Here is a 13,909-nt window from a genome sequence, read left to right as displayed (position 1 = left end):
ATGAATTTAAAAGTACAAGTAAGAAAGAAAAACTTATACATTGATGGTCAATGGCAAGAAGCCACTGAACAGGCAGCTCTAACATCTCCATATTCTGGAGATGTTATTGCATATATTCCTAAGGCTAATGAAAAAGAAGTGAATGAGGCAATTGAAGCTGCAGTTCGTGCAAAAACAGTAATGGCGAAAATGCCAGCTCACGAACGTGCAGCTATTTTGGAGCGTTTGGTAGCTTTGTTAGAGAAGCGTTTAGATGAAGCGGCAGAAATTATCGCTTTAGAGGCAGCTAAACCAATTGCTACTGCAATCGAAGAAGTGAAACGGACAATACAAACGTATAAATTTGCAGCTGAAGAAGCAAAGCGAATTCATGGAGAAACACTTCCATTGGATGCTGCACCAGGTGGAGAAAAACGAGTAGCATATACGGTGCGTGAACCTATTGGGGTTATTGGAGCGATTACTCCATTTAATTTTCCAATGAATTTAGTTGCCCATAAAGTTGGTCCTGCCATTGCCGCAGGAAATACAATTGTATTAAAACCAGCAAGTCAAACGCCACTATCTTCTTTCTTTTTAGCAGAGTTGTTACAGGAGGCTGGTTTGCCGAATGGAGCTCTTAATGTTATTACTGGAAGCGGAAGAGTCGTGGGGGATAAAATCGTGACCGATGATAGAATTGCAGCCATTACATTTACGGGAAGCCCAGCTGTTGGGATTGGTATTCGAAACAAAGCAGGACTGAAGCGTGTGACATTAGAACTGGGTTCAAATGCAGCCGTTATTATTGATAAAGGGATCGATATTGATTCGATTATTAATCGTTGTGTGAAGGGAGCCTTTTCTTTCCAAGGTCAAGTATGTATATCATTACAACGAATTTATATTCATGAAAGTTTGTACGAAACATTTGTGCAAAAATTCGTTGAAGCAACTCAACAACTCAAAATTGGTGACCCTTTAGATCCACGTACAGATGTTTCAGCGCTTATTTCAAAAGAAGATGTGGAACGTACTTTAGATTGGATTCATGAGGCGACACAACATGGTGCAGAAGTAGCAACTGGGGGAATCGCCAAAGGAAATATTCTATTGCCAACGGTCATAGTAAATGCAGCGTCTTCTTTAAAAGTTTCGTGTCAAGAAGTGTTTGCTCCAATTGTTATCATCAATAAAGTTCAAGCAGTAGAGGAAGCAATTGAGCAAGTAAATGATTCGCGATATGGTCTTCAAGCGGGGATTTACACGGATAATGTTCATACAGCGTTAACTGCAGCTGAAAACCTTCATGTTGGAGGCGTAATGATTAATGATATTCCAACGTTTCGTGTAGATAATATGCCTTATGGAGGTGTGAAGGAAAGTGGAATGGGAAGAGAAGGAATAAAATATGCTGTAGAAGAAATGACAGAGCTAAAACTAGTGGTTTTTAATAGAAATTAAAAATCGAAGAATTAGAAGCATTTAAGAACCCTATTGAATTATTAGGAAAGAGGTGCTATCAATTTGGAGCTAGTAAAAGAACAGAATAGTGTAAAAAAAGACATCGAACAACAAGATAACAAACAAATAGATTATGACAAAATTTCCACTTCAGAGGATTTTAAACAACTACTTTTAGATAAGAAAAAGTTTATTATTTCATACACAATTTTTTATTTGGCTTATTCACTAGCTTTACCATTCCTAGCCTTGTTTACAAATATATTAAACGTTCAAGTAATAGGAGACATTACGTTGGCGTGGATTTACGGTATTTCAATTATCTTTATGTCATTTGGGGTATGCAGTGTTTATGTAAAGAAGTCTGCCGAATTTGACGAAAAAGTAAAGCAAATCCTAGTAAAAGAGGGGCTGTAGACATATGGGATGGGATATTATTCTTCTTTTTGTACTCATGTCAATAGGGGTACTTTTCATTACGTACTATGCTTCCAAAAAAACAAAAACGGCAGGTTCTTTTTATACAGCTGGAGGTGGTCTGACTGCTAGGCAAAATGGACTTGCTTTAGCTGGAGACTTTATGTCTGCATCTACCTTTTTGGGGTTAATTGGAGCCTTTTCTTTAACGGGATATGACGGATTTTTCCTCATGTATGGTGCCCTAGTTTCGTTTCTAGTCATTTTATTTTTAGTTGCAGAACCATTAAGAAATCTTGGGAAATATACGTTAGGTGATATGATTACTGCTCGATTTAAGTTTAAACAAGTACGAGGTGTAACTGCCTTCAATACAATAATCATTTCAGTTTTTTATATGCTTGCACAGCTCGTTGCTGCAGGAGCTTTATTCAAATTATTATTAGGTATTCCGTATAATATTTCAGTCCTTATTGTTGGTGTTGCTATGTTAGCTTTTGTTTTATTTGGAGGAATGACCGCAACAAGCTGGGTTCAAATTATTAAAGCAGTTCTTTTAGTAGGTGGAACCTTTATTTTGTTTGTCATGGTTATGTGGAAATTTAATTTTAATTTTATTGGCATTTTTACGGATATGAAAACCGCCACTCCTTTTGGAATTGATTTCTTAAATCCAGGTTTAAAATATAAAAACGGTTGGGATGCAGCTTCTTTAACACTTGGGCTCATTCTTGGGACAGCAGGCCTACCCCATGTATTAGTTCGCTTTTTAACTGTACCTAATGCTCAGGTTGCCAGAAAGTCAGTTGTTTGGCTTATGTGGATTATGGGCATGTTCCATATTATGGTCATTTTCCTTGGGTTTGGCGCAGCGAAGCTAGTTGGAACTTCGAGTATTATAGAGGCTAACCCAGCAGGGAATATGGCAGCGCCATTATTAGCAAAGTATATTGGCGGAGATTTTATGTTTGCTTTCATTTCTGCGGTTTCTTTTGCTACTATTCTCGCAGTGGTTGCGGGAATTGTAGTTACGGGAGCAACAGCATTTTCCCATGACTTTTATAACGAAATTTTAAAAGACGGGAAAGCAACCGAAAAACAGCAAATGTTTATGGTACGTCTTGCATCGATTGTCATCACTGCTATCGCCATTGCTGTATCACTATTTTTGCAAAATTTTAATGTTGCCTTTGTAGCATCAATCGCTCTTACATTAGCAGCGAGTTCGAACTTACCAGTTATTTTATTAACTATTTTTTGGAGAAAGTTCAACAAAACTGGAGCAATCTTTGGGATGCTTATTGGATTAATTAGCACGATTGGTCTAGTAATGTTAAGTCCAAATGTTTGGAATCCAGAACCAGGTGTAGCCTTATTTACTGGTAAACCTATTTTCCCTCTTGCATCACCAGGAATTCTTTCAATACCATTAGGTTTCTTAGGTTGCTATATTGGTACATTAATAGGGGCCAGTAAGTCAAAAAATGTAGAGGATAATTTTTCAGAAATTATCGTTAAGGCAAATATAGGTAATGATGTTAAAGGTGTAGCTAATCATTAAGAATTTACGAATTTAAGAGAGGAGTGAATCGTTATGAGTAAGGCAATTATTAAATTTAGTGAAACCCTTCATACAAAAGGAGTGGAAGTAGATCCTCAAAGCAATACAATTATTCTCGGTGATAGAAATTTAACCTTAGGGCAGTCCTCTTTGGAGGCGCCAATTTCGGGTACAGTATATGGGGCTTTATTAAATTATAGTGGCGAGCTTAAGGCATTAGGTTCATCGTTAACGAAAGAACCTTATAACCAGCCTCCCAAAGCGCCTGTCTTATATATAAAACCGGTGAACACCATTACTGGATTTAAATCTTCCATTCCATTACCCAAGGATACATCACATCTGCAAATAGGTGCCTCATTAGGCATTGTCATTGGGAAAAAGGCTACTCGTGTAACAGAAGAAAAAGCTTTAGATCATGTATTAGGATACACCATTGTAAATGATGTGAGTATTCCGCATGAGAATTTTTATCGACCAGCTGTTAAACAAAAAGCGAGAGATAATTTTTGCCCTGTAGGTCCATGGATTATTGAACGCGATGCAATCTCTGACCCTAATAACTTGACGATTACTGTATTCGTTAACGATGAATTAAAACAAAAGAATACAACGGCCAATTTAATTCGTCCTGTATCACAATTAATTTCTGAAATTTCGGAATTTATGACGCTATATGGGGGAGATGTTTTACTGGTTGGGGTACCTGAAAATCCCCCGCTTGTGAAAGAGGGAGACCTGGTACGAATTGAAATCGATGGAATCGGTTATTTAGAAAATACAGTTAAATGAGAATCTCATTGTTTGGTAAAGGAGCGCGATTATTATGAAACATGCACGTGTAGTATTTCAGGATGTTATTCATCACGCAATTGAAACAAATGATGGTCACCTGAAACTAGATAATGGACAAATTGTTTCTGAAGAGGAAGTTGTCTGGCTACCACCTGTCCAACCTAGAACCATTTTTGCTTTAGGACTAAATTATGCAGATCATGCAAAGGAACTTGCTTTTCAAGCACCAACAGAACCTTTAGTTTTTCTAAAAGGTCCTAATACTTTTATTGGTCATCGAGGTCAGACTTACCGACCGGCTGAGGCTACCAATATGCATTATGAATGTGAACTTGCAGTTGTCATTGGTCGTTCCGGGACAAACATTAAACAAGAAGATGCTTATGATTATGTAGCAGGATATACCGTTGCAAATGACTATGCCATCCGTGATTATTTAGAAAACTATTATCGTCCGAACTTAAAAGTAAAGAATAGAGATACTTGTACACCGATCGGTCCATGGCTAGTCGATGCAAAAGATATTGAAGATCCTATGAAGCTTACATTGCGTACTTATGTAAATGGAAAAGTGACGCAGGAAGGCACAACGAAAGATATGATTTTTAGTATTCCGCAATTGATTGCGTATTTAAGTAGTTTTATGACATTAAATAAAAACGATATTATCCTTACTGGAACGCCTGAGGGCTTAGTTGATACAAAGGAAGGAGATGAAGTCATTACTGAAATTGAAGGGGTAGGACGACTAGTAAATACCATTATTAGTGAAAAACATTTCTTAAGAACTGAAAGTGATAACGCCATTTTTAGTCAGTGAAAGGGATGAAAACATGCCGCATTTTATTGTTGAGTATACCGATAACATAAAGAAAGAAGCAGACATTCCAAATTTGCTAAAAAAAGTGAATGATGTTTTGATTAGCCGTAGTAATCTTTTTCCGACTGGAGGGATTCGATCAAGAGCAATTGAACTTCAAGATTACCGAGTAGCAGATGGAGCAGAAGATGATGCATTTGTTCATGCTATATTAAAAATTGGGGCGGGAAGATCGACTGAACATAAGAAAGAAACTTGTGACGAACTTTTCGAAGTAATCAAGGATCACTTTGCTGATCTATTTACTAGTCGATATCTGGCATTATCGATGGAATTGATTGAATTCAGTGAGGAAGGAACTTACAAGTATAACAATATTCATAAGCGTTTTAAAAAGTAAGAAGGCTGTTAGCCCTATCTGTAATTCGTTCCCATTCTTTTGTTTTTTTCTATTAGCCATTTTCATCCTGATAAGGGTAGTTCCGCTTTTTACAATAAAAAACAATTAACACCACCTACAATTTAGATTACATCGCGTTAAGTATAGATTTTCATTTCTGGAAGGGGACTTTAAATGACAAAGAACCAGGCTTTAGATGTGAACTGCATTGAATGGGCAAGTAAACTAAACAAAAGTTATATTGGAGGTCAATGGGTAGAGGGGGGGAGTAAAAGAACGTATTCAATAAAGGATCCATATGATCAGTCAACTATTACATCTGTAGAATTAGCGAATGTAGAGCAAATAAAAGAAGCTTATCACAAAGCAAAAGCAGCACAAAAGAAATGGGCTAAATTTACTTCAGAACAAAGAAGAGAGGTTTTAACGAAAGCATTAGACTATTTAGAGAAAAATAAAGAATATATTTTGGAATTAATTACACGAGAAACAGGTGGAACACTACTTAAAGCTCATATTGAGTTTGGCTTTGGGGTTAGTGACATTAAAGATTCTATTAAGATGGTTGATGAAATATACACACCCAAAAATTATGCATCTACTACACCAGGAAAGGTTAGCCGTGTATATCGATTACCTTTAGGTGTTATTACGTCCATCACACCTTTTAATTTTCCATTTAACATGGCAACAAGAACAATTTTCCCTGCCATTGCTCTCGGGAACAGTGTTGTTCATAAGCCAGATCTCCAAGTTGGAATAGTTGGTGGGCAAGTTTTTGCAAAGGCTTTCGAAGAAGCAGGACTTCCTGCTGGAGTGTTTAATTCAATTTTAACCGATCTTCAAGAATCAGGAGATGAATTCCTGTTAAATACGAATTCTTCGTTTATCAGTTTTACAGGATCAACTGCAGTAGGAAAACATATTAATAAGGTAACAGGCGGAACATTAAAACAAATGGCATTAGAACTAGGAGGCAATAATCCTTTAGTAGTTTTAGGAGATGCCGACGTAGAACAAGCAGTGAGAGTCGCCATCTTCGGGAAATTTTTGCATAGTGGCCAAATCTGTGCGATTACAAACCGAATTATTGTTAATCGAAATATTTATGATGAATTTGTTGCTAGATACGTAGAAAAAGTAAAGGGATTAACAGTAGGAGACCCCAAGGACCCTAACACAATTATTGGACCTGTTATAAATGAAAAACAAGCTGATAAAATTATGGATTTAGTTAATAAAGCAAAGGAAAGTGGATTAAAAGTTGCCGTAGAAGGTGACCGTACAGGGAATGTTATTTCTCCATTTGTATTTGTTGATGTACCTAATGATTCATGTCTTGCATCTTGTGAAATCTTCGGTCCTGTTGCACAAATTATTCCGGCTGAAAATGATGAAGAGGCCATTCGTTTTGCTAATGACACGGAATATGGATTATCCTCTGCCATTATAACTAGTGACTTAGAAAGAGGGGAAAGATTAGCCCTTGAGATCGAATCTGGTACAACACATATAAATGATATGCCTGCAGTGTTAGAAGGAAATGTACCATTTGGTGGAGTGAAACAAAGTGGAATTGGGCGTTTTGGATATGAATGGATTGTAGATGAGTTTACTGTTGCGAAATGGGTATCTGTACAGACGAGTAAATTAGATTATCCGTTTTAGGATGGCAGCGAACTTCAAATTACTTACAGCTCGAATTAAAGATTTGAAGATATTTCTCAATAAATTATAGAACCGGTAATAAACCTGTTGTTAGAAAAGCCTGTAACCTTGAGTTGATAAGGAATACAGGCTTTTAAATTAGTGATCGATAATGTTTATGAATGGGAAAGCGCTCTTAATGGCTGTTTTAAAATTTTCCTGCTATTTGTTTTTGGATATTCATCTAAAGAATTAAAGAATTTTATATGGAGTCAAATGTAATTTACAATATCTATTGGAATTTTTTATCGAATAAAAGGCCTTTAATTGGAACAGGAACTCCAAAACATTTGCTTCAAATACATTGGGGTATGAAGAAAGAACTTCTTCAATTATTGAGTCTACCTCTAGATTTACAATAAAGAAATAGCCATCTTCAAATAAAAAATTAGAAACAATGAGGGAGGATGATTAATTATCGAAATTTTCTAAAAGTCCCGTTGATTATTTTTCCTTTTTTATTACACTAATTTTTACGAACGTTCGTAAAGAGGTTTTTTTTCAAGTTATGAATTAGGTAATCCAAGAAGAAATTTCTTTTCTGAAAGAAATCTTTCAACAACATTAGCAACTTTCATTCAAAGTAAACCGTTGATTTAGCTGTTCTTCGATTAACCGAGGAAATTATCACATATTAAGCATCGATTTGTAAGCGTTTACTAATTTGTGTTAAAGGTGGTATAAAGTTGATGAATCCTTTAAATTCGAAAATAATTAGTTACTTGCCGTCTCAGCCTGACTTTGAATTTCAGACAAATTACTATACTGAACAAAAAGTTAGAATTAAACCAAATCAACCATCTATTCTGTTTTACCAATTTAAAATGGGAGGGATAAGTAATCAAATTTCTGTTATCCCGGATGGGTGTATCGATATTCTCATTAATTGTGATCAGCATTACGGTAATATTTGCGGAAGCGTTACTAAAAGTAGAGTGATTAACCTTCTCCCAAACAGTACATACTTTGGTATTCGTTTTCTGCCATGCCTAGATATTAAGAAACTAAAATTCGGTATAAAAGACCTTACAGATAAAGAAATTTCCTTAAATGAAATGTTTCCTGTAAATACGAATATTTTAGAACGGGTAGTAACCGGCGAAAGTTTTATGGAGAGAGTCAATATATTCAATGAAATATTGGGAAGTCAAATTTTTGAGATTGATAAATCATCTAAACTAATAAAACAAGCATTATATAATATATACGCGACAAGAGGTAATATTACTATAACTCAACTGGCAGAAGAAGTAGGATATTCAACTAGATATTTAAGAAAACAATTCGAAGACCATATTGGTATTTCCCCAAAATTATTTAGCCAAATAGTAAGATTTCAATCATCCCTAAATATGCTTCTGAGGACAACCCACTTTACGTTAAATGATGTTATTCATGAGAATGGTTATTATGACCAAGCCCATTTAATTCATGAGTTTCGAAACTTTGGATGCATGACACCTTATCAATTAACTGGGCAAAAAAGTTGCCTGAAAACCAGCTAAATAATGTTTGTAAAGCTAAAGCAATTACTTATGTAGTAATTGCTTTTTTTAGTGCACCCGGTATGCGCATAGTTGAAGAATTGGTGGATAAAAATTTGAAATGTTCCGATTTTTACAATATCAAATTATCTTAATCTGATAATCTGTAATTAATATAAAGAGTGCTTATTTTTCCTACTACAGCTCAAAGGAAAAATTGGCAATCAACCAAACAAAAGAGGGGAGTCAGATAAATGAAAAAATACGAACTGTTTATAAGTGGTAATTGGGTTGAGGTTGTATTAGGCAGAACGTAAATGCCGTATTACCCGAGTCCTAACCAGAAGTTGTGGACCTTACAGAGCTCCTAGGAAGGCTTTAGGCCGAGATGAAGCGGATGCCCTGGAAAAAGCAAATGACACTTTTTATGGGTGCTAGCATCTGGGGTTTGGATCAATGATTTAAAGCGTGCTATCGAATGGCCCGTGTTATAAAAGTAGAAACAGTTTGGGTAAATGTATACAGTTTTTTTAAACCATGCAACATCTTTCGAAGGGATAAAACAAAATGGTTTCGAACGTGAACTAGGAGTGCCGGCTATGGGAATGTACAGTTAGACAAAACATACCTAGGTTGATGTGAATAAAAAAGTTTTGAATTGGTATGGAGGGTAACGCTTTGTATAAATAACAAAATTATAATAACGCCAATGGGGGTAGGGATTATAGAAACACAAAAGTCAAGAGAGAACATTCAAATTTTATCAGATGGGCAAAGTCTAAAAAGAAGTTTAAAGATGCGAGATTTAGTTATTTTTGGTCTTGGCTTTATGGCACCAGTTGCAGCGATGTCAATGTTTGGAATTATCACATTGGTATCTCAGGGCCATTCTGTCCTCTCATATGTTCTTGGTTTTGTTGCAATGTTATTTACGGCGTACAGTTTCGGTAAAATGGTTGAAGCTTACCCAGTTGCGGGCTCAACCTATACCTACGCCCATCAAGCGCTACACCCTAAAATAGGATTTATAGCTGGATGGGGAATGCTCCTTGATTATTTGTTGATACCCATGCTAACTTTTTTGATCAGTGCAAGTTTTGCAAACGCCCTTGTACCAAGCATCCCGGTTTGGGGTTGGGTTCTCATCTTTGCTATCCCAATCACGTTTGTAAATATAATTGGAATTGATATAGCTACTAAGTTGAATTCAGTTTTAGTGCTCTTCATGATTATCGCGGTGATTGCCTTCGTTTTCAGCGCAAGTCACTTTATTATAACGGGTGATTTATCGTTCATAAACTATAAGGCAATTTATGATGGTGATACATTTTCCATAGGAGCAGTTATTGGCGGGGCAGCTATAGTTATTGTCGCTTACTTAGGTTTTGATGCTATTACAACCTTGGCTGAAGAGACGAACGTAGAGGGAAATAAAATTGGTTTGGCCATTATGTTTACCTGTGTCATTCAAACGGTATTTTATGTTTCCGTCACTTATTTAGCAGTGATTCTTGTAGGAAACTATTTAGCTATTGATAATCCCGACACAGCCTTCTTCAACGTTTTAGAGAAGATAGGGGGAGGGTTCCTCCAGACTTATATTACACTTACGATTATCGCATCTGGAATTGCAAGCGCTTTAGCTAGCCAATCAGCTTCAAGTCGTCTGCTTTTGGGGATGGGACGTGACAATGTCATCCCTCAAAAATTTTTTAGCTTTATCCATTCAAAGTATAAAACACCGATTAATAATATTTTATTAATGTCAATAATCGGAATTATTGGTGCAGTATCTTTGAATTTGCAAATTGTATCCGACTTAGTTGCATTTGGTGGATTATTAGGATTTGCTTTCGTGAATATTTGTGTAATTAATCATTACTATTTAAAAAATAAGCAAAAAAATATCGTTAAATATTTGATTATTCCGTTAATTGGGATGTCGGTTTGTCTTTATATCTTGTGGGGGCTTTCAACAGCTGGGAAAATGGTCGGATTTATCTGGATGGGAATTGGTGTTTGTTATTTAGCGATACGATCTATGTATTCAAAAGAATCCAAGAAACTCATAACAGATATAGAAGGGCAGAATATTAGTTAAATAAAATAACAATCTTTATACCCATTCAGAAAATATCGTGAGCAAGGAGAGAGACAAATAATTATTGGTGTACCAAAGGAAATGAAAAAATGTGGCTATTTATATATCCCTATTCTTGGAAAGATTTGTTGATATCGCAACTTAGGAAAGCTTGATTATATTAGTCTATTAAAGGAGGAATAAAATATGCAATACGTTACAAAGCGAAAAAACCTAAGCAAATTGGAATTATCAGAACTTGATAAAAAACATTATTTGCATCCAACTACACCGCCGAGAGCTCATTATTTATTAGGGCCTTCAACAATCTTTACAGAAGGCAAAGGAATTTATTTGAAAGACATAGAGGGGAAAGAGCGTATTGATGGGGTTTCGATGCTTTGGAATGTTAACCTTGGCTATGGAAATGAAGAGCTTGCTGAGGCAGCAAAACAGCAGATGTTAAAACTTTCTTACAGCTCTTCATTCAGCGGACAATCCAATGAGCCCGCTATCCTTTTAGCACAAAAAGTGGCCTCATTAGCACCTGGTGATTTGAATGTTTGCTTCTTCACATCGGGAGGCTCGGAATCTAATGATACAGCATTTAAATTAGCCCGTTTTTATTGGAAAGTAAAAGGCCAGCCAGAGAAAACTAAAATTATTTCTCTTGAACAATCATTCCATGGGGTTACAGTAGGTGCCACAAGTGCTACCGGAATCGAGGGATTCAACAAATTTACGACTTCCAATGCTCCGAACTTCCTTACAGCTGCAGCGCATGTTTTGAATGCAGAACTTGGTGACAAAAGTGATCCAAATTACTCGCGTTCTATTCGTGGGATAATTGAATTAGAAGGATCCGACACTATAGCAGCTGTCATTCTGGAGCCAATCCAAGGTGCAGGCGGGGTAAGGTTCCCTCCTGACGGATACCTTCAAGCTGTTCGCAAACTTTGTGACGAACACAACATTTTGCTTATTGCAGATGAGGTGATTTGCGGGTTTGGAAGAACCGGAAAGACCTTTGGTGTAGATAATTGGAACATTGTTCCGGACTTTTTATGTGTTGCAAAAGGAATCTCAAGTGGCTACGCTCACCTAGGGGCTGTAATTATGAGAGAGCATGTAAGAGAAGCATTTATTCAATCAGATGAAATGATGTTCCATGGATTCACATATAGTGGACATCCGATGGCTTGCGCGGTTGGCTTGAAGACACTTGAGATATTAGAAAGAGATCAAATTATTGAGAATAGTAGGCTTCGCGGTGAACAGTTATTAAAAGGACTTAAGTATCTCGAAAGCAATCATAAACATATAACGAATGTAAGAGGTCTTGGACTACTGGCCGGTATTGAGCTAATTAAAGATCCAGAAAACGGCATCTCATTTGACCCTTCGGTACATGCCGCAGCTCTGTATACTGATATATGCATGGACTTAGGGCTGCAATTACGTTACTTCGATTGGAAGGGAACAAATACGGTTGCTCTTGCTCCACCGCTTATTATTACAAGCCAACAGGTTGAAGAGATTATTAACAGAATGTCTGAGGCTCTTAAAAGGTTCGAAAAACAAATTTAATTCACCCTAGCTAAATCTATTAAGACTATTAATAGTAAAGTACTATATCTAACTTCCTGAAGAGTTCAATGCTCATTTTATCAATGCTGTTACTTAACAGATAATAGAAGTTGATCATTATTCAATTATAGGACGCTTTTCCTAAGTATAGGAAGTGTCCTTTTTCATGTATTTTAATAATTACATAATTCAGTAATTTATTATTACCCATGATCCGATCCTTGAATATCCGCGTATGAGAAACACTCTCCTCGAACAGAATAGATTCTAGATTAATAGAATTCGACAGCTGAACGCCAGTAATGGTCATGTAAACATCGACTATGTTAATGCATAGATCCTAAAAAGTAACTGCACAAGATGAGGAAAGAAACGATTAAAGGGTCACTAGGCAGGAAGCGACCCTTTAAAGAGGTGAGAAAGACTGATAGTTTTGTACGGATATGCTAACAGTTTTCATTATTTATGAAAGTAGCGCCGATAATAATTAGAAGAATGAATAGAACAACAATCAGCGTAAATGATGAACCGTTGCCACGGCTATAGCCACCATAACAGCCACAGGAGTAATTAAAATTACCTACATTTCCATAGTATCCCATAAAAATCCTCCTTTCTACAATATATAGTATGTAGGCTGTAGAGAAGGAGTGGGGTATTCATCCAGTCAAATAAAGCTAGCAATATTTTTGTGGGATAAGAAAAAAAAGGTCACTTGGGATTGGAGTGACCCTTTATACAAAAGGAGGATAATTGCTTTACATTACTATTACTATGAAGTAAAAGTTATTTTGCATAGTGAATAGCCTGTGAAATATATTAAAAATAAACACTGTAATGAAATAAGATACTGCAGCTTAGCTTCTGCTGAAAGAAGTTAAATTTCTTGTTTATATATATGAAATCGCAGCACCCCAGCTACTAATATAGGAATGGAGATAGCATGTTCATTTGTAAAACTTCCACTTCATCCAATTAGAAGTTTTAAACAATAGTAATTCCTGCACTTGCAGTACCAAGAATAAGGTCAACTGTAGTATCTCCTGGTAATGAAGAAATATAAAATACCATTAATAATTGGTCACCTGGAGCTACTGGTACTGGTGGAATATTAGCGGATGCAAATACTAAAAGACCTAAAGGTATAGGTTCTGTAATTGTTGGCGCTAAATCAACACTAGCACTTGTACCTGTAAAACTATTACTTCCTATAGGGGCACGAAAAATTTGAGCACGGATTGTGACAGATCCTGATTCAACCTGTCCCCCTAATGCAGTATATGAGGCTGAAATAGCAGTAATATTTCCTGCACGTGGGACGGTGAAGGCTTCAGTTAATAGTCCAGTTAAATTAATTGTATTATTTGCAATAGGTACAAGGTCTATAGCAGTACCAAACCCTATAAGACTAGCAAGATTATTGCCGAGTATATTTTCAACTACAGTTTGTGTATTTCCGGAGGAAAAGGGAATTATTGAACCGCCGTTGTTTTCTTCGCTGTTCTCGATTTCTAAATTTATACAATTTAAATTTTTAGCCACAAATGGTCCAAAGTTATCACATTCTTTTCTCGTTGATAAACAATTACAATTATCTTTATTAATACACATAAAT

The 13,909-nt window shown here is 36.2% G+C and carries 12 protein-coding genes; 10 read left to right on the top strand and 2 right to left on the bottom strand.

The genetic code is table 11. From position 1 onward, the window contains the following. The 10 genes from C7Y47_RS20195 (at position 1) to C7Y47_RS20150 (ending at position 12,294) form a co-directional block, all read left to right on the top strand. A complete protein-coding gene (locus tag C7Y47_RS20195; RefSeq protein ID WP_142510391.1) occupies positions 1-1,443 on the top strand; it encodes an aldehyde dehydrogenase family protein in 1,443 nt (480 codons plus the stop codon). 63 nt (positions 1,444-1,506) lie between these two features. Next, positions 1,507-1,860, top strand: coding sequence for a DUF485 domain-containing protein (locus tag C7Y47_RS20190; RefSeq protein WP_185903548.1), 354 nt, complete (start codon positions 1,507-1,509; stop codon positions 1,858-1,860). A 4-nt stretch (positions 1,861-1,864) separates the two neighbouring features. Next, positions 1,865-3,421 carry a solute symporter family protein gene (locus tag C7Y47_RS20185; protein WP_142510389.1) on the top strand — a complete coding sequence of 519 codons (1,557 nt, stop codon included), beginning with the start codon at positions 1,865-1,867 and terminating at the stop codon, positions 3,419-3,421. A gap of 33 nt (positions 3,422-3,454) precedes the next feature. Then, positions 3,455-4,213, top strand: a complete 759-nt coding sequence (locus C7Y47_RS20180; protein WP_142510388.1) for a fumarylacetoacetate hydrolase family protein — start codon at positions 3,455-3,457, stop codon at positions 4,211-4,213. Between the two features lie 34 nt (positions 4,214-4,247). Next, positions 4,248-5,036, top strand: coding sequence for a fumarylacetoacetate hydrolase family protein (locus C7Y47_RS20175; protein WP_142510387.1), 789 nt, complete (start codon positions 4,248-4,250; stop codon positions 5,034-5,036). A 13-nt stretch (positions 5,037-5,049) separates the two neighbouring features. Beyond that, positions 5,050-5,436: a 5-carboxymethyl-2-hydroxymuconate Delta-isomerase gene (locus tag C7Y47_RS20170; protein WP_142510386.1), complete on the top strand. Its 387-nt coding sequence runs from the start codon at positions 5,050-5,052 to the stop codon at positions 5,434-5,436. A 174-nt stretch (positions 5,437-5,610) separates the two neighbouring features. Continuing rightward, positions 5,611-7,104, top strand: coding sequence for an aldehyde dehydrogenase family protein (locus C7Y47_RS20165; protein ID WP_142510385.1), 1,494 nt, complete (start codon positions 5,611-5,613; stop codon positions 7,102-7,104). 728 nt (positions 7,105-7,832) lie between these two features. Then, positions 7,833-8,648 carry a helix-turn-helix transcriptional regulator gene (locus C7Y47_RS20160; RefSeq protein ID WP_255505282.1) on the top strand — a complete coding sequence of 272 codons (816 nt, stop codon included), beginning with the start codon at positions 7,833-7,835 and terminating at the stop codon, positions 8,646-8,648. A gap of 775 nt (positions 8,649-9,423) precedes the next feature. Then, the gene (locus C7Y47_RS20155; protein ID WP_185903547.1) at positions 9,424-10,728 is read left to right on the top strand and encodes an APC family permease; all 1,305 of its coding nucleotides are present in this window, start codon (positions 9,424-9,426) and stop codon (positions 10,726-10,728) included. A 186-nt stretch (positions 10,729-10,914) separates the two neighbouring features. Beyond that, a complete protein-coding gene (locus C7Y47_RS20150) occupies positions 10,915-12,294 on the top strand; it encodes an aminotransferase family protein (RefSeq protein WP_142510382.1) in 1,380 nt (459 codons plus the stop codon). Between the two features lie 446 nt (positions 12,295-12,740). On the opposite strand, the gene C7Y47_RS20145 is transcribed toward C7Y47_RS20150, so the two are convergent. Then, entirely contained in the window at positions 12,741-12,896 is a 156-nt protein-coding gene (locus tag C7Y47_RS20145; RefSeq protein ID WP_142510381.1) for a YjcZ family sporulation protein, read from the bottom strand. 382 nt (positions 12,897-13,278) lie between these two features. After that, positions 13,279-13,905, bottom strand: coding sequence for an exosporium glycoprotein BclB-related protein (locus C7Y47_RS20140; protein WP_142510380.1), 627 nt, complete (start codon positions 13,903-13,905; stop codon positions 13,279-13,281). Between the last annotated feature and the right edge of the window lie 4 nt (positions 13,906-13,909).

Origin of the sequence: Lysinibacillus sphaericus (genome assembly GCF_006864135.1) — a bacterium.
Taxonomy (GTDB): domain Bacteria; phylum Bacillota; class Bacilli; order Bacillales_A; family Planococcaceae; genus Lysinibacillus.
This window is presented reverse-complemented; position numbering and strand designations above follow the sequence as displayed.

Excerpts from the sequence above, each read along its gene's own strand:
- C7Y47_RS20195 (WP_142510391.1), top strand. The coding sequence starts at position 1 with ATGAATTTAAAAGTACAAGTAAGAAAGAAAAACTTATACATTGATGGT.
- C7Y47_RS20185 (WP_142510389.1), top strand. The coding sequence starts at position 1,865 with ATGGGATGGGATATTATTCTTCTTTTTGTACTCATGTCAATAGGGGTA.
- C7Y47_RS20180 (WP_142510388.1), top strand. The coding sequence starts at position 3,455 with ATGAGTAAGGCAATTATTAAATTTAGTGAAACCCTTCATACAAAAGGA.
- C7Y47_RS20175 (WP_142510387.1), top strand. The coding sequence starts at position 4,248 with ATGAAACATGCACGTGTAGTATTTCAGGATGTTATTCATCACGCAATT.
- C7Y47_RS20170 (WP_142510386.1), top strand. The coding sequence starts at position 5,050 with ATGCCGCATTTTATTGTTGAGTATACCGATAACATAAAGAAAGAAGCA.
- C7Y47_RS20165 (WP_142510385.1), top strand. The coding sequence starts at position 5,611 with ATGACAAAGAACCAGGCTTTAGATGTGAACTGCATTGAATGGGCAAGT.
- C7Y47_RS20160 (WP_255505282.1), top strand. The coding sequence starts at position 7,833 with ATGAATCCTTTAAATTCGAAAATAATTAGTTACTTGCCGTCTCAGCCT.
- C7Y47_RS20155 (WP_185903547.1), top strand. The coding sequence starts at position 9,424 with ATGCGAGATTTAGTTATTTTTGGTCTTGGCTTTATGGCACCAGTTGCA.
- C7Y47_RS20150 (WP_142510382.1), top strand. The coding sequence starts at position 10,915 with ATGCAATACGTTACAAAGCGAAAAAACCTAAGCAAATTGGAATTATCA.
- C7Y47_RS20145 (WP_142510381.1), bottom strand. The coding sequence starts at position 12,896 with ATGGGATACTATGGAAATGTAGGTAATTTTAATTACTCCTGTGGCTGT.
- C7Y47_RS20140 (WP_142510380.1), bottom strand. The coding sequence starts at position 13,905 with ATGTGTATTAATAAAGATAATTGTAATTGTTTATCAACGAGAAAAGAA.